This is a genomic window from Rhodococcus sp. BS-15, assembly GCF_000813105.1.
Taxonomy (GTDB): Bacteria; Actinomycetota; Actinomycetes; order Mycobacteriales; family Mycobacteriaceae; genus Rhodococcoides.
In genome coordinates this window covers 1-1,530 of record NZ_BAOX01000530.1, presented here as the reverse complement: position 1 = coordinate 1,530, position 1,530 = coordinate 1, and the positions used below count along the sequence as shown (strand labels likewise).

The 1,530-nt window shown below is 67.3% G+C and carries 2 protein-coding genes and 1 pseudogene; all 3 read left to right on the top strand.

Annotated features, from left to right (window positions below):
• The coding region (locus RHBS_RS29425) for a hypothetical protein (protein WP_374700682.1) at nucleotides 1-252 on the top strand (252 nt) is incomplete at its 5' end.
• Nucleotides 249-449 carry a hypothetical protein gene (locus RHBS_RS27650; protein WP_128646925.1) on the top strand — a complete coding sequence of 67 codons (201 nt, stop codon included), beginning with the start codon at nucleotides 249-251 and terminating at the stop codon, nucleotides 447-449. The genes RHBS_RS29425 and RHBS_RS27650, both read left to right, overlap by 4 nt.
• A 74-nt stretch (nucleotides 450-523) precedes the next feature.
• Nucleotides 524-1,530: pseudogene (locus RHBS_RS27645) on the top strand (M20/M25/M40 family metallo-hydrolase); the annotation flags it as partial.

The window sequence follows — 1,530 nt, the reverse complement described above, 5'->3', positions numbered from 1 at the left end:
CTCTCCGCAGGTGTCGCGGTCGCTGCGACGTTGCCGGGTGATTCCGAGTCGACTGCCGAGCAGAGCGTCGATCGGCGCGATTCCGGTGCGGATCTGGTGGGGGCAACCCGGCAGGCGGATCCGACGACGTCCGACCCGGTTGCGGCCGTGGTTCCGCCTGCGCCGGCGATTGCGCCGCCGCCCGAGACGATTCCCCCGGCGGTGGACCCATCGACGGTTGTCAGCCTGCACCGACCACTCGGCCTTGGGTGACGCAGGATCCGCCGCGTCAGGCTGTGGCGGCCCCGCAGCCGGCACCGTCACCGACCACGGTGGCCCCTCCGCAGTTCACCGTTCCTGTTCCCGTTCCGGAGCCGGGCAAGTCGCCCGAACAGCTCGAGCAGGAAGCGTGGGATCGGCACTGGCAGCAGACCGGTGAGTGGATTCATCAGGAGTTCTCCGGCGGCTGACGGTGAATCGTTCTCGAGTCGAGTGATGACAGACTGGCTACGGCCCGTCTGTCATTTTCTCGTTTGGAGGATTCATGCCCGCCGATCCGCGACCCGTCGACGTTCGATCTGCAATCGCATCGCAGATGCCCCGAGCGAAATCGGAGTTGGCAGAGTTGGTCCGGTTCACCTCTGTGCACGATCCCCGGCAGTTTCCGGTCGAGGAGTGCACCGGTGCGGCGCAGTGGGTGCAACGGGCCTTCGTCGACGCAGGGATTCCCGACGTCCAACTGATCGAGACGGTCGACGGTTCACTGGCGGTGGTCGGTTCGCGGCCGGCTCGCGCGGGAGCGCCGACCGTTCTGCTGTACTCGCACTACGACGTTCAACCTCCCGGTGACCGAACACTCTGGGACAGTGAACCTTTCGAGCTGACCGAACGGGACGGCCGTTGGTACGGACGGGGTTCGGCGGACTGCAAGGGCAACGTGATCATGCATCTGCTGGCGCTACGGGCGCTGGGGGAGTCGCTCGACGTCGGCGTGCGCATCGTCTGCGAGGGTTCGGAAGAGATGGGCACCGGCGGGTTGGAAGCGCTTGTCGAGCAGCGCCCCGAACTGTTCTTCGCAGACATGGTGGTCATTGCAGACACCGGCAACGCGAAGGTCGGCTTGCCGACGGTCACCACCACGCTCCGCGGTATCGCGAACGTGGTGGTGCATGTGGAAACCCTTGCCGGAGAAGTGCACTCGGGCATGTACGGTGGGCCCGCGCCGGATGCTCTCGCCGCGTTGGTGCAGGTGCTCTCCACGTTGCGCAACGAGCAGGGCGACACCGTGGTCGACGGCCTGGACGGAACGCAGGCCTGGGACGGGGTCGAGTACGACGCCGAGCAGTTCCGTGCCGATGCCGGCGTGCTCGATGGCGTCGGGCTGGCGGGTTCGGGCGTCGGTGGCCGAGGGCGGTGTGGGCGCGGCCTGCTCTGACGATTCTGGGGATCGACTGCCCACCGGTCGTGGGTTCGGCTGCTGCGATCTCGCCTCGTGCGTCGGCACGGCTGAATTTACGGGTGCCGCCGGGGATGGATCCGCAGCGGGCTCAG